Origin of the sequence: Enterococcus sp. DIV1067f (assembly GCF_050543505.1) — a bacterium.
Classification (GTDB): Bacteria; Bacillota; Bacilli; order Lactobacillales; family Enterococcaceae; genus Enterococcus_D; species Enterococcus_D entomosocium.
This window is the reverse complement of sequence record NZ_CP172940.1, coordinates 3,293,450-3,305,767: the sequence shown is the minus strand read 5'-3', so window position 1 is coordinate 3,305,767 and position 12,318 is coordinate 3,293,450. Positions and strand designations below refer to the sequence as shown.

Below are 12,318 nucleotides of genomic sequence, written 5' to 3'. Positions count from 1 at the left end.
GATGAAACTGTACCAAAAACAAAAAATGGAATGTATAACTCCTTGATCTATTGATAGGGCGGAAAAACGTCAAAAATAAAAAAACTATCACATCCTCATCAAATTCTTAGAAAAAAATCGATGGATAAATATTACATATGAAAAAAAACAGCGAGTAAAAAAACGCCTGATGAGCGATATTCGCTTTTTCATGCATAATGCCAAATCCTTTGCGAAAAGAACACGAAATATACCACTGCGAAAGCGTATACAATTAGGTAGCATAGAGGTGTAAACAGAAGAAGGAGGAAGAAAAATGCCAAATGCTATTCATGTTTTTTCAGAGATTGGACGATTGAAGCAAGTCATGCTTCACCGCCCTGGTCGGGAATTGGAGAACCTTGTTCCTGATCATTTGAACCGCCTGCTATTTGATGATATTCCTTTTTTGGAACAAGCCAGAGCAGAACATGATCGGTTTGCGGAAGTCCTACGTCAAAATGATGTGGAGGTGTTGTATCTAGAAGATTTAGCTGCTGAATCGCTCACGTCACCAGAAATCAAACAGCAATTTCTCAAGGATTATTTAGCGGAAACTACAATCCAAAGTTCTGAGATCATCAAAGAAGTCACGGATTATTTTATGTCTTGTGACAATGATCGGGAACTGATCGACAAAACTATGGCTGGTTTAGCCAAAAATGAACTGGAGCTGCCAAATACCCAGAGCCTCGCTGGGACCGTGGATGATCAATACCCATTTCTGATCGATCCAATGCCAAATTTGTATTTTACACGAGATCCCTTTGCGACGATTGGTAACGGAGTATCCTTGAATCGCATGTATTCAGAAACAAGACGGCGCGAAACGTTATACGGCAAATATATTTTTGCTCATCATCCAATGTTCCAGCAAAATCCGCCTCATATGCTTTATGATCGCGCTCAACCAACCCGCATCGAAGGTGGCGACGAATTAGTTCTGTCAAAACATGTGTTGGCGATTGGTATCTCGCAACGAACGGATGCCGCTTCGATTGAGCAGCTGGCCCGCAAAGTGTTCGAAAATGAGCCAAGCTTTGAGTATGTTCTAGCGTTTGACATTGGTCAAGAGCGCAAATTCATGCATTTAGATACGGTATTTACAATGGTCGATCATGACAAGTTTACGATCCATCCAGAAATCGAAGGAGAGCTGACGGTTTATTCAATCTCACGAGCAGGTGATGGGGTGACGATCAAAGAAGAAAAGGACACGTTGGAAAATATTTTATGTCGCTATCTAGAACTAAATACGGTTGAATTGATTCGTTGCGGCGGCAGTGATTTGATTGCAGCAGCTCGGGAACAATGGAATGACGGTTCCAATACCTTGACGATCGCACCTGGCGAAGTCGTCGTATATGACCGCAATACCATCACCAATCAGAAGTTGGCAGAAGCCGGTATCAAATTGCACAAAATCTCCGGCAGTGAATTGGTTCGTGGTCGTGGCGGTCCTCGTTGCATGAGCATGCCATTTGTTAGAGAAGATATTTAAATCAGAGGAGGAATCATCGATGGAACAAGTATTTAAAGGAAGAAGTTTTTTAGCAGAAAAAGATTTTACGAAAGCCGAGTTAGAATACCTCATTGATTTTTCAATCTATTTAAAACAATTGAAAAAACAAAATATTTCTCATCGTTATTTAGAAGGCAAGAACATTGCCCTTTTGTTTGAAAAAACATCGACTCGGACACGGGCGGCCTTTACGACAGCTGCCATCGATCTTGGTGCCCATCCAGAATTTTTAGGCGCGAATGATATTCAGCTAGGCAAAAAAGAATCTGTCGAAGATACAGCAAAAGTTTTAGGCAGCATGTTTGACGGTATTGAGTTTCGTGGATTCAGTCAACAAGTCGTTGAAGATTTAGCCAAATTCTCCGGTGTTCCTGTTTGGAATGGCTTAACCGATGAATGGCACCCAACCCAAATGATCGCTGACTTTATGACCATCAAAGAAAACTTCGGCACCTTGGAAAACATTACGCTAGTTTATGTGGGCGACGGCCGGAACAATATGGCGAATAGTTTGTTAGTGACGGGGGCAATTTTAGGGGTCAACGTTCGTATCTGTGCACCAAAAGAACTTTTCCCAGCGCAAGAAGTGACAGACTATGCCAACAAATTTGCTAAAGAATCTGGCAGTCAGTTGATGGTAACAGATGATATCCAAAAAGGCGTCAAAGATGCAGACGTCTTGTATACCGATGTTTGGGTGTCAATGGGGGAAGAAGACCAGTTCGAAGAGCGGGTGAAGCTGTTGAAAGATTACCAGATCAACCGCGAAATGGTGATGGCCACCGGAAAACAAGACGATGGCTTGATCGTGCTGCACTGCTTGCCAGCGTTCCATGATACGAATACGACGTATGGAAAAATGATCGAAGAAAAATTTGGCATTTCTGAAATGGAGATCACAGACGATATTTTCCGTAGTCACTGGGGTCGTCAATTTGAAGAGGCTGAAAACCGGATGCACTCGATCAAAGCGATCATGGCAGTAACATTAGGCGATCTATTTATTCCTAGAGTGTGAGAAGGAGCAGTGAGCAGATGAGTGAAAAGAAACCAACGATCGTTGTCGCCCTTGGCGGCAACGCCATCTTAGCAGAAGATGCCAGTGCCAAAGGGCAAAAAGAACGACTCAAACAGACCGTGGACTATCTGATTCCCTTGATCCGAAAAGACGTCAATTTGATCATTACTCATGGGAATGGTCCCCAAGTGGGAAACCTGGTTTTGCAGCAGCAAGCGAGCGATTCTAGCAAAAACCCAGCAATGCCTTTAGATACCTGTGTCGCCATGACCCAAGGCAGTATTGGCTATTGGTTGCAAAATGAGCTGAGAATCCAGTTGAAAGCAGCACAAATAGCGAAGCCGGTGGTGACTGTGGTCACGGAAATTACAGTCGATGCCCAAGATCCAGCATTTGCCCATCCGACAAAACCAATCGGGCCGTTCTTAACGGAAACGGCTGCCAAAGAAGCCATGGCGGCTTCAGATGCCATCTACCGGGAAGATGCTGGTCGTGGCTGGCGGAAAGTCGTGGCTAGTCCTGCACCACAAGCGATCCAAGAAGTTGCCAGCATCAAAGCGCTGATTGAACAAAACACGATCGTCATTTGTGCAGGAGGCGGCGGCATTCCCGTGCTAGACAATGGCCTGGGTGTTGAAGCCGTGATCGATAAAGATTTTGCTTCTGAAAAATTGGCTCGATTAGTCGATGCGGATCAGCTGATCATTTTAACGGGCGTAGAAAAAATCGCTTTGAACTTTGGCAAGGAAAGTGAGCAGTGGTTGGATCATGTGACCGCCGCGGAATTGGAAACCTATGTCGATGAAGACCATTTTTCACCAGGTAGTATGTTGCCGAAAGTACAAGCCGCTTTGAACTTTGTCAAAATGGGGGCGGAAAAACGGGCAGTGATTACTTCTTTAGACAAGCTGGCAGCTATCGATGATGCTGGCACGCAGATCACCTGGAAGTAAGCGAAGCAGCAAAGCAAGACCCAAAACATTGGAGTGAGAAAAATGATCGACCACCAAATAAAAGATCCATCAACAAGAGCGAACAGCTTTCAATGGCTGGAAGAAGAAAATCAGCAGCGTTTGAAAGAGCATATTTACTGCCGTACGTACAAAAAAGGTCAAGTGCTTTTTTATGAAGGCGACGTAAGAGATCGGATATTCCTTGTGATAGAAGGACTTGTACGGATCGAAAAGACCGACGGAACTGATTCCTATTGTTATGTAGATTTTGTTGGGCCAGATCAGTTATTTCCTTTGATTGGCTTGTTTGAAAGAGACAACTATGATGTATCGGCATTCGCTGCAACAGACATTGTCGTGCAGTTTGCAGCGATGTCACTGTTTGAACCGCTAGTCGTTTCGTCTACAAGTCAGTTGCTGTGGCTCAATCAGCAAATGAGCCGGCAGTTGGAAAAGCAAAGACGCCGTGTCGAGTATTGTGTCACCTCCAGCGCGCAAACAAGAGTCGTTAATACGATTGGTCTTTTGATGATCGAGCATGGGCAGACACAAGGTGAGCAGATTCGCATCCCTTTTCCAGTTTTTATCAATGATATAGCCAAGTACAGTGGAACGACGCGAGAGACAGTCAGTCAAACGCTCAAGGCGCTCGTGCATAAAAGAAAGATTTATTATCGCTACAAAGAACTCATTATTTATGACCAAGATTATTTTTCTCATGTTGCCAAGTAATGGCTGGCAGCAAATAGGATCGATTCAAAAAAGGGGGAACACAGATGAAAAAAAAGCAAAAAGAAAAAAAGTCGCTGACATCATTCAGTATCTTATTTCTGATCATTATCGCCTTGACGGTCGCTTCCTGGCTCTTAGCAGGGCAGCCTTTTGCGCCTTCTTTACCAGCAGGCCAAGAAGAGATGGTCAGCCAAGTGGTGGGTGCCAAGTTTTCTGATTTCTTTATGGCGCCTTTTAACGGATTTCGTGATGCGATCGAGATCTGTGTGTTTATTCTCTGTTTGGGTGGTTTTTTGAATATCGTCACGCGAACAGGCGCTTTGGAAGCCGGGATTCAGCATTTGGTCAAAAAACTCAAAGGCAATGAGTTGATTTTGATTCCGATTTTAATGATCTTGTTTTCGATCGGCGGCTCCACTTATGGAATGGCGGAAGAAACGATTCCTTTTTATTCCTTATTAGCAATAACGATGGTGGCATCAGGTTTTGATACGATCGTCGCAGCAGGAACCGTTATGCTGGGTGCTGGTGCCGGCGTGATTGGCTCCACCGTCAATCCCTTTGCGACCGGCGTTGCGATGGATGCCTTGCGAAGCATCGATATTGCCCCAAACAATGGCACGATCTTAGTAGTCGGGGCATTGCTTTGGTTAGTCACGACCGCATACTGTATCTTTGTGGTGATGTCTTATGCCAAAAAAGTCAAAGCCGACAAAGGCTCCACGATCTTATCGCTGCAAGAGCAAAAAGAAATGGAAGAACATTTTGTCAAAGACACGAACGAAGCCTTGGTGTTTACGCAAAAACATCGCCTGATTTTGACGATTTTTGGTTTATCCTTTGTGATCATGGTGGTTTCCTTGATTCCTTGGGGCGACTTTGATATCCATGTGTTTGACGGTTGGACCGCCTTTTTGACCGGCAATAGCTTCGGTGAATGGTATTTTGGTGATTTGGCCATGTGGTTCTTCTACATCAGTATCATCATTGCGTTGATTCAAGGATTCTCAGAAAAAGAAATCGTGACCAACTTTATCGATGGGGTCAAAGACATTTTATCCGTTGTCTTGATCATCGTTGTGGCACGGGGTGCTTCCTACATTATGCAAACGACGTACTTGGATCTGTTTATTTTGGATCGGGCTTCCCATCTTTTAGAAGGTCTATCACCTGTCCTGTTTGTGATTGGCGCCTACATTTTGTATCTGCTCTTATCGTTCTTGATTCCATCGACTTCCGGACTAGCGTATGTATCGATCCCGATCATGGGGGCCTTGGCGCAAAGCATCGGACTCAATCCGAACGTCATGGTGATGATCTTTACTGCTGGTTGCGGATTAGTGAATTTGATCACACCAACTTCTGGCGTCGTGATGGGGGGATTGGAGCTGGCTCGGGTCAACTATTCCACTTGGACCCGCTTTATGCGCAAACCGTTACTGGTTATCGGAATTTCCAATCTTGCCATTTTAATCTTCTCAATGTTGTTCTTGTAAGCTACGTTTCAAGATGTGAACGAGACGGATCAACTATTTCAGTAAGCGAGGCGACTTGAGAGGAGCGGATCAAGTAAATGAAAAAAAAAGAGCGACAAGCAATTATCAAAAAACTCTTTGTCCTACATCGGATTGAGTCTCAAGAAGAATTGATGAATTTATTAAAAAAAGAAAATGTTTCAGCTACCCAAGCCACGATTTCTAGAGACATGCGGGAAATGAACATCGCTAAAACGTATGCCAAAAACGGTCGGCCGTATTATTCGATCTTTGAATCCAAAGAGCAGGATCTAGAAGACAGAATTGCGTTTTCGATGTATGAGTACCTAAAAAAGATTACGCAGATTGACTTTTTAGTTGTCGTTCATACGGCTGAAAACGGCGCCGATGTGATCGCCAATTATCTTGATGAAATGGAGCTACCAGAAATTGTAGGCACGATTGCAGGGTTTGATATTTTATTGATCATCACGCCGTCACAAGAAGCGGCAGCAGAGGTGGTCGATCGGTTGAACCATTATGTAGAAGGCTACGAGATGGGTTCGTCATTGTTTACTGGAGAAAAAAACGCAAAACTGCCCTGAGAATCGTTGAAGGAGCTGAACGTCACAAGCCCCAAAATCTCACGACCAAACGGGTGACGGCTTTTCATACCGATGGCTATTTTTAAAAAGAAAGAGTGCTTCTAATCTTCACGGAAGCACTCTTTTTGTGTGTGCAATGTCACCACGGTTTGCTGGAAAAACAGTTGCATCACCAAATGAAAATGGTAAGATAGGAAAATGAGGAGTGAAAACTATGAAAAAATTACTGAAAGAACCGAATTTTTACTTTTGTATCGCACTTGCGGTTATGGTCATCCTCTTTATCAGTTCTTCACAAACCTATGAGCAGCAATCACAAATCGGGTTGCTTTCACGAATCTTAAAAAATGAACCATTGAAAGAGTGGCTAGAGAAGATTTCTTTTTCCTATGCTGGTTCGGAGATCAGTATTGCGGAAAAAGGCTATTTCTCATTTGTGGAATTTTTCATTCGTAAAGGCGCACATTTCTTTACCTATTTTGTCTTAGGGGGCAGTCTGTTCTTCGTTCTCGTATATCGCCGTACGCCGTATTGGCTAGCCGCTTTTTTTGCTTGGTTAGCAGCTACCGGCTATGCTGGGATCGATGAATACCATCAAATGCTGACGGGAGGACGGACGCCGCTTTTTCAAGATGTCATGCTGGATTCAGCTGGAGCACTGACCGCCGTTCTTTTGGGGTGGTTGATTTGTCAGTTATCGAAAAAGTCACCTAAACGCCGCAAAACATAACGAGTTGTCGGCGTTTTTAAGCGTTAAGCTGTTAGAAAGTATAAAAAACAAGAGGCGAAACCAATGGAAAAAAGTTTGAGTAGTGTCAAAGGCAAAACCGAGTTTGTCGTGCATGAAAGTTTGCCGGTGGGGGTTCTTCTCGCGATGGCTGGCGGCTTTTTAGATGCCTATACCTATCTCTTTCACGGTGAAGTGTTTGCGAGCATGCAGTCGGGGAATGTTATTTTGTTAGGGATCAATCTTTCAACGGGGCAGTTTGAACAAGCCTTTCGGTATCTGCCACCAATCTGTATGTTTTTAGTGGGGATCGTGGTGACGAATTATCTGCAGCATCATTTTCCGACTGGTGGTTGGATCGTTTGGCAAAATGCTGCGTTGATCTTTGAAGCAATCGGTATTTTGGTTCTGGGCTTTTTTGCGCGTTCTTTACCCAATGTCCTGGTTGATTCCGGATTATCTTTTTTTGCAGCGATTCAATATGCCGCTTATCGGCGCTTGGCAGGGATGCCCTATGCCACCACGATGACCACTGGCAATTTACGTTCGCTGGCTGATTACTTGTATTTGCGCGGGTTTAAGCAGGACCGATCAGTGACACCCAAGATCATTTCTATTTCCTTGATCATCGGCGGTTTCTTTTTTGGGGCGGTTTTAAGCAGCTTGCTAGGAATTTTCTTATTCCACCGGACCATCTGGGTGGTTTCAGGAATTTTAGCCCTGGTGTTGGGAATCACGATCCACAGTCAAAATAAAGAATAGAAAAAAGACATTCCCCGGAATGTCTTTTTCGTCTTACTTTTTGGTGCTCGCGCGTGAATCTTTGAGATAAAGCGCTATTTCTACCAGCAGTGCTGCTAGAAGATAGCTACCAAGGACGGCTATCTGGTAAAATTTCTCTTCAATCAGCTCGTTGCGCTGCAGCAAAATGACCCCACCTAGAAAGAGCATCGCCAACAGGGAGAACCACTGCTGGGAAAAACGCCAATTGCTGACACTGGCTGTACTGCGCTTGGTGCGAAAGCCGAATATATAATTGGGTTCTTCTCGGTAAAAGAACCGGAAGACGATGAAAAAAATACCCGTAAAAATCAACAACAAAAGACCAATATCGATCGAGATCACTTCCTTTCAAGCGAGGTTTGTTGGGAAAATCAGCGAATAAAAAGGATTATCTATTTATTGTACTCGCTGTAAAGGGTTCTATGAAGGGGAACTATTGAAAAAATAGATAGTTTTGCGTAAATAAAAAGGGAGGGCGCTATAAGTCGCCATCCCTTTTTCAATTATCCGCGTTGAAATGGTCCTTTAGGTGCAATCAGTTCAAGATTGGTACCATCTGGATCTGTAAAGTAGGCAACACCTGTCCCGAAGCCGCTTTTTAAACCATCTTGTTCTTCAAAAACGATTGGGGTACCGTCAGGTTCAACCCCGATGGCTTTTAGACGAGCAACGGCTTCATCAATATTTTCGACTTCAAAACAAAGATGCATGGCACTGATTTGCTCATTGGAATAGCTAGCTTTGTTGGATTTTGGTTCGACGTATTCTAAAAGGTCGATGTTGAGATTGTCTAAATGAAGATTGGCGTATTTGATCAATGTATCCTCTAAACCTTGCGTTTGCGCCATTCGTTTGCCACCGATCGTATCTTGATTGGCGATTTTCTTTCCAGTTAATGCTTCATAAAATTGGATGGAACGTTCGAGATTGCTGACGGTGATTCCCACGTGGTTCACCATTGAAAAGCCTGTGTTTGTGTTTGTCATTATACTTCCTCCTAAGGTTTTGTTTAGTATATCGTTTGGTTAATGAAAATCGAATGTGTCTGGATCTGGACCCACTCGCAGGTCCTCATTTAATGCGTTCAAGCGAGCCATTTCATCTTCTGATAAATGGAAATCAAAAATCGCTGCATTGGCGCGCATTCGCTCAGGGTGTGTCGATTTGACATTGACTAAGATTCCTTGTTGGATAGCCCAGCGTAAAAGCACTTGTGCCGCTGATTTTTGCTGTGCATCGGCGATCGCCAAGACGGTTTCCTCTTTCAGCAGTTTGCCTTGCATCAAAGGTGACCAAGCTTGGATCGCAATCCCCTTTTCAGCACAAAAGTCCCGCAGGTCTTGCTGCGTAAGTTTGGGATGCAGTTCGATCTGATTGACGACAGGAACGACCTTAGCAGCGGCCAATAGTTGCTCCAAGTGATGAATCTGGAAGTTGCTGACCCCGATTGCTTTGATTTTTCCAGCGGCATACAAGTCTTCCAAGGCGCGCCATGACTCTTGAAATGCCTGGTTTCCCGGCCAATGGATCAAGTACAAGTCGAGATACTCGAGGTTTAAGCGGGCCAAACTTTCATTGAAAGCATGGATCGTTTCATCATAAGTTAAATGATCGTTCCAAAGTTTGGAAGTGACAAAGAGTTCTTCACGAGCCAACCCCGTTTCTTGTAAGCCTTGTTTGATTCCTTCCCCTGTTCCTGTTTCGTTGCCGTAAATAGCCGCCGTATCAATCAGGCGATACCCATTGATAATGGCCTGTTTCACGACCTCTGCTGTTTCAGCTTCAGGGATTTGAAAGACACCTAACCCCAAACCGGGGATTTTGCTGCCGTTGTTCAGTGTAACGGTATCCGATAATTTTTCGATCATAAAAACATCTCCTTTATTTTTTTCTGTAATCATCATATAATGAGGAGGTAAGGTTGTATAGTACGTACTTTTTTGTTTGATACACACCTTTTGGTAACATTTGTGTGTTTACAGACTTGATGAGGTGAAAAAAATGGAAGAAAAAATTTATAATATCGGTGTAGAAGCAACGATGGATGTCATCGGCGGGAAATGGAAACCAATCATTCTTTGTAATTTACGCCATGGGGCATTGCGTCCTAGTGATTTACGGCGAAAAATTCCTGGCATCAGTCAAAAAATGTTGACGCAGCAATTGCGGGAACTAGAAGAGTCTGATATCGTTACCCGCAAATCCTATAATCAAGTACCACCCAAAGTTGAGTATTCCTTGAGTGAATATGGAGAAACGTTAGGCGGCTTATTGGATACCCTTTGCCAGTGGGGCACGATGCACGTCGCTGCGCTACAAGACAAAGGAGAACAAGTTACTTTGTTAGAACAAGAAGAGGCGATTGTCTAGCAGAGGGCAAGTGGCATGAGAAAAGGCCGGCAGAAACCATTGGTTTCCGTCGGCCTTTTTTAGGCTATGCTTGTTGGATCAATTCTAGAATGGCTTCAGCATTCATGCCGCTGTAATGATTGATGGGAAATGACAGGCGCTTGATTCGCGGCGGGATGGCCTGCTTGATCATCGGATCTGTTAAAGAAAGCAAAGGATCGACCAAAACGATTTTTTCTTGCGAAAAACGATAATTCATCAGACGTTCTGGTGTCACAACAGTCACGCTGATTTGATCCTCGGACAGCATTTGGATGTTGCGGGCGAAAATTTTAATCAGACTTCCAGCTAAAGTAGAACGATCAATAAAGACAACTTTTTCCAAAGTGATTCTCCTTTTTAATTAATATGCTTAATTAAGTATATTAATTAAATGGCGCTTTGTAAACAGGAACATTTGGAAACAACAAAAAAGCCGCAAAAGAATTTTTTTGCGGCTTTTGGTTCATCTATAAAAAGGTTTGACTCTTTTTTCCATTAAATCACGATCACGGGTGTCCCGACTTCGGCTTTACTGTACAATTCTTTCATCACGCCTGGCGGAGTATTGATACAGCCGTGAGAGCCGCGGGTTTTCCAAAGATCACCACCGTATTCCGTTTGCCAATCAGAATCATGGATTCCGACACCGGTCCAATCGATCGGCATCCAGTAATCAACAGGGGACGCATAATCTTCACCGGTCAAGGTTGCATCTTCTTCTTTGTTCCAGACATAGAAGACACCAGTTGGCGTTGGTGTGGCTGGTTTTCCAGAGATAATTTTCGTATCTAGCACCAGCTCGCCATCTTTGTAATACCACATGTGTTGGTTTTTCAGATCAACTTCGATATACGTGTTGCCAAATAACGGGCTGCCAGCATCGGTGCTTCCTTGAGCGATCGGTGTGCGCGTGAAGTCTTCGCCGGCTTTTAACGCCTCAATCAATGCTTCTGTTTCCGCATCGGTTTGGATCGTCCAGCTGAGGGTGCCGGCTGGAACCGTTACTTCGCCTTGTTTGGTACTCTTGAAGGGCGAAGAATTGGTGCTGGTGTTGTATTGCTCTCCGATAGAAGCGACATAGCTTCTTACTTTGTCTTCGTCGATCGTGGTGTTGCCATCTTTGTAAGAGAGCCAATCCATGATCGATTCTCTTGGAATTTGAAACGTGTTTCCGTTGATCGTATAATTGCCGGTTACTTTGGCGATTTTATTCAACGAATCCATTTCTTTGGTTAGATCAGGATCATCAGCGGTCACACTTGGTTTTGTGACGTAATCGACGAGATTTAATTCCTTTTCGCCACTGACGATGGCTTCTTGTAAGTCTGCTACTGCTTTGTCCACATCAATGGCATCGCCGTCAACTTCTGGTTTGATAGAAAAGCCGTCTTCGCCTTTTTCCAATGTTGCATCGGCTGACTTGGTACGATCCTCATTTAAAGTTTCTAGTTCCTTTTGGATCGTGTCCGTTTCGCTGTTTAGCGTATCTTGATCCACCGAGAGATTGTCCAGTGTTTTTTCTTCTGCAGCGGAAACATAAGCCATTCCCCAACTCCACTGGTTCTGTTCATCTTTTAATGATTGCAGCTCATTGGTGAAATCCGTTTGTAACCCAAATTGAGCAAGGTTGATTGTCTTCCATTCGCTATCGCCTTCTTTGATGGTGAAATCTTCTTGCGAGTAGCGGTCATGCAGCAGGGCATTGGCCTCGGCAACAGTTTTGTTGCTGATGTCGATCCCATCGATTTCAGTCTTTGGTAAAAAACGGTTTGCATAATATGTACTTCGGTAGGTATAGCCGCCAGCGATCACTACTAATATAGCAGCCACAACGATTAGAACAATTTTCTTGGTATTGTTCTTGGCGTCAGTATGTTTGTTTGAACGAGTCATTCAACTACTCCTTTTTTTCTAATGGCATAATAGATAATAACGCTTAAATCATACCATATTCCCCCAAGAAAGCGAATATGGCAAATGAAACTTCCATGAAAAATAGAAAATTCTTAAACTATCTTTAGCTAAGCTGTAGAAAAGCATTTCTTTGCATAAAAAAACTGAACGAACCGCAGCAAATCATCTTGATCAAATTGT

Annotated in this window: 14 protein-coding genes; 9 read left to right on the top strand and 5 right to left on the bottom strand. The window is 43.7% G+C overall.

All coding sequences use genetic code 11. The annotated features are described in order from the left end of the window. The first annotated feature begins 295 nt into the window (after positions 1 to 295). The 8 genes from arcA (at position 296) to IGJ42_RS15325 (ending at position 7,812) form a co-directional block, all read left to right on the top strand. Positions 296 to 1,519, top strand: a complete 1,224-nt coding sequence (gene arcA / locus IGJ42_RS15360) for an arginine deiminase (RefSeq protein ID WP_008380174.1) — start codon at positions 296 to 298, stop codon at positions 1,517 to 1,519. A gap of 19 nt (positions 1,520 to 1,538) precedes the next feature. After that, a complete protein-coding gene (argF, locus tag IGJ42_RS15355; RefSeq protein WP_008380172.1) occupies positions 1,539 to 2,558 on the top strand; it encodes an ornithine carbamoyltransferase in 1,020 nt (339 codons plus the stop codon). Between the two features lie 17 nt (positions 2,559 to 2,575). Beyond that, positions 2,576 to 3,511 carry a carbamate kinase gene (gene arcC, locus IGJ42_RS15350; protein WP_142437230.1) on the top strand — a complete coding sequence of 312 codons (936 nt, stop codon included), beginning with the start codon at positions 2,576 to 2,578 and terminating at the stop codon, positions 3,509 to 3,511. Positions 3,512 to 3,553: 42 nt separating this feature from the next. Beyond that, positions 3,554 to 4,243 carry a Crp/Fnr family transcriptional regulator gene (locus tag IGJ42_RS15345; RefSeq protein WP_005233329.1) on the top strand — a complete coding sequence of 230 codons (690 nt, stop codon included), beginning with the start codon at positions 3,554 to 3,556 and terminating at the stop codon, positions 4,241 to 4,243. 44 nt (positions 4,244 to 4,287) lie between these two features. After that, positions 4,288 to 5,739, top strand: coding sequence for a YfcC family protein (locus tag IGJ42_RS15340; protein WP_008380167.1), 1,452 nt, complete (start codon positions 4,288 to 4,290; stop codon positions 5,737 to 5,739). Positions 5,740 to 5,816: 77 nt separating this feature from the next. Then, positions 5,817 to 6,323 (top strand): arginine repressor, encoded by a 507-nt coding sequence (locus IGJ42_RS15335; RefSeq protein ID WP_086298764.1) that lies wholly within the window; start codon positions 5,817 to 5,819, stop codon positions 6,321 to 6,323. Positions 6,324 to 6,537: 214 nt separating this feature from the next. After that, positions 6,538 to 7,053, top strand: coding sequence for a VanZ family protein (locus tag IGJ42_RS15330; RefSeq protein ID WP_008380164.1), 516 nt, complete (start codon positions 6,538 to 6,540; stop codon positions 7,051 to 7,053). A 63-nt stretch (positions 7,054 to 7,116) separates the two neighbouring features. Beyond that, on the top strand, positions 7,117 to 7,812 hold the full coding sequence (locus tag IGJ42_RS15325) for a YoaK family protein (protein WP_008380162.1): 696 nt from the start codon (positions 7,117 to 7,119) through the stop codon (positions 7,810 to 7,812). 33 nt (positions 7,813 to 7,845) lie between these two features. Here IGJ42_RS15325 and IGJ42_RS15320 read toward each other — a convergent pair whose 3' ends face one another. The 3 genes from IGJ42_RS15320 to IGJ42_RS15310 all read right to left on the bottom strand — a co-directional run bounded on the left by IGJ42_RS15320 (position 7,846) and on the right by IGJ42_RS15310 (position 9,737). Next, the gene (locus IGJ42_RS15320) at positions 7,846 to 8,175 is read right to left on the bottom strand and encodes an SdpI family protein (RefSeq protein WP_016611997.1); all 330 of its coding nucleotides are present in this window, start codon (positions 8,173 to 8,175) and stop codon (positions 7,846 to 7,848) included. Positions 8,176 to 8,336: 161 nt separating this feature from the next. Next, positions 8,337 to 8,819: a VOC family protein gene (locus tag IGJ42_RS15315; RefSeq protein ID WP_005233337.1), complete on the bottom strand. Its 483-nt coding sequence runs from the start codon at positions 8,817 to 8,819 to the stop codon at positions 8,337 to 8,339. A 39-nt stretch (positions 8,820 to 8,858) separates the two neighbouring features. Next, the gene (locus IGJ42_RS15310; RefSeq protein ID WP_016611992.1) at positions 8,859 to 9,737 is read right to left on the bottom strand and encodes an aldo/keto reductase; all 879 of its coding nucleotides are present in this window, start codon (positions 9,735 to 9,737) and stop codon (positions 8,859 to 8,861) included. Between the two features lie 97 nt (positions 9,738 to 9,834). Between IGJ42_RS15310 and IGJ42_RS15305 the strand changes: the two genes are divergently transcribed. After that, positions 9,835 to 10,203, top strand: coding sequence for a winged helix-turn-helix transcriptional regulator (locus IGJ42_RS15305; protein WP_005233339.1), 369 nt, complete (start codon positions 9,835 to 9,837; stop codon positions 10,201 to 10,203). 64 nt (positions 10,204 to 10,267) lie between these two features. Here IGJ42_RS15305 and IGJ42_RS15300 read toward each other — a convergent pair whose 3' ends face one another. Both IGJ42_RS15300 and IGJ42_RS15295 read right to left on the bottom strand, forming a co-directional pair. Beyond that, complete coding sequence (locus IGJ42_RS15300; protein ID WP_005233340.1) at positions 10,268 to 10,567, bottom strand: hypothetical protein; 300 nt, start codon at positions 10,565 to 10,567, stop codon at positions 10,268 to 10,270. 152 nt (positions 10,568 to 10,719) lie between these two features. Further along, positions 10,720 to 12,117 carry a L,D-transpeptidase family protein gene (locus IGJ42_RS15295; protein ID WP_430615786.1) on the bottom strand — a complete coding sequence of 466 codons (1,398 nt, stop codon included), beginning with the start codon at positions 12,115 to 12,117 and terminating at the stop codon, positions 10,720 to 10,722. Between the last annotated feature and the right edge of the window lie 201 nt (positions 12,118 to 12,318).

Coding starts and splice junctions, on each gene's coding strand:
- IGJ42_RS15330 (WP_008380164.1), top strand. CDS start 6,538: ATGAAAAAATTACTGAAAGAACCGAATTTTTACTTTTGTATCGCACTT.
- IGJ42_RS15295 (WP_430615786.1), bottom strand. CDS start 12,117: ATGACTCGTTCAAACAAACATACTGACGCCAAGAACAATACCAAGAAA.
- IGJ42_RS15310 (WP_016611992.1), bottom strand. CDS start 9,737: ATGATGATTACAGAAAAAAATAAAGGAGATGTTTTTATGATCGAAAAA.
- IGJ42_RS15325 (WP_008380162.1), top strand. CDS start 7,117: ATGGAAAAAAGTTTGAGTAGTGTCAAAGGCAAAACCGAGTTTGTCGTG.
- argF (WP_008380172.1), top strand. CDS start 1,539: ATGGAACAAGTATTTAAAGGAAGAAGTTTTTTAGCAGAAAAAGATTTT.
- arcA (WP_008380174.1), top strand. CDS start 296: ATGCCAAATGCTATTCATGTTTTTTCAGAGATTGGACGATTGAAGCAA.
- IGJ42_RS15340 (WP_008380167.1), top strand. CDS start 4,288: ATGAAAAAAAAGCAAAAAGAAAAAAAGTCGCTGACATCATTCAGTATC.
- arcC (WP_142437230.1), top strand. CDS start 2,576: ATGAGTGAAAAGAAACCAACGATCGTTGTCGCCCTTGGCGGCAACGCC.
- IGJ42_RS15305 (WP_005233339.1), top strand. CDS start 9,835: ATGGAAGAAAAAATTTATAATATCGGTGTAGAAGCAACGATGGATGTC.
- IGJ42_RS15345 (WP_005233329.1), top strand. CDS start 3,554: ATGATCGACCACCAAATAAAAGATCCATCAACAAGAGCGAACAGCTTT.
- IGJ42_RS15335 (WP_086298764.1), top strand. CDS start 5,817: ATGAAAAAAAAAGAGCGACAAGCAATTATCAAAAAACTCTTTGTCCTA.
- IGJ42_RS15315 (WP_005233337.1), bottom strand. CDS start 8,819: ATGACAAACACAAACACAGGCTTTTCAATGGTGAACCACGTGGGAATC.